Origin of the sequence: Treponema zioleckii (assembly GCF_014737315.1) — a bacterium.
GTDB classification, from domain to species: Bacteria; Spirochaetota; Spirochaetia; order Treponematales; family Treponemataceae; genus Treponema_D; species Treponema_D zioleckii.
Genome location: NZ_JPUF01000167.1, coordinates 1 through 511 on the forward strand (window position 1 = coordinate 1; position 511 = coordinate 511).

General features: G+C 39.7%; 2 protein-coding genes. Both read right to left on the bottom strand.

The genetic code is table 11. From position 1 onward, the window contains the following. On the bottom strand, window positions 1-103 hold a 103-nt coding region (locus tag JI65_RS17815; protein WP_191018357.1), incomplete at its 3' end, for a phage tail-collar fiber domain-containing protein. A gap of 40 nt (window positions 104-143) precedes the next feature. Beyond that, window positions 144-511, bottom strand: a 368-nt coding sequence (locus tag JI65_RS17050) for a non-contractile tail sheath protein (RefSeq protein WP_197971984.1), incomplete at its 5' end; no start/stop codon positions are given.

Consider the following 511-nt stretch of genomic DNA (forward strand, 5'->3'; position numbering starts at 1 on the left):
CATCACCAACAGCCATATGGGTGATTTCAATTTTTGAACCCGTAGCCTCGGCACTTGCTAATAGCTGCAGACCTATTGTTGTATGAATAGTTTTATATAACATTCTAAAAATTCTCCAATCTTATAATTCCACAATGTTCAGGTCATGCAGGATAATTTGGTGTTTCGGGTTTCGGAGGGCGAGTTGGATTGACTGGTAATCCAGGAATAGGAGTACCTGTAATTTCACTTTGTCTTGTTTGACTCATATAAGCTTTATCTGCAAGCCAAAACCGTTTAAGCGTGTCTTCTGGCAGTACAACTAAGCCATCTCGCATGATTTGGTTATATGCCCAGATATATTGCTTTGCGACGTTGTACTCTTTACCAAGATAGGCACTACCCATAATGGCTTGCCAAACCTTAGGGCCATCATTGATTAAGTCATATTCAGGGTTTACTAGCTTTCCTAAGAAATTATCAGGAACAAATCCTGCTAAGTAATGTACTAAGTCCGCTGGATATCCCAATT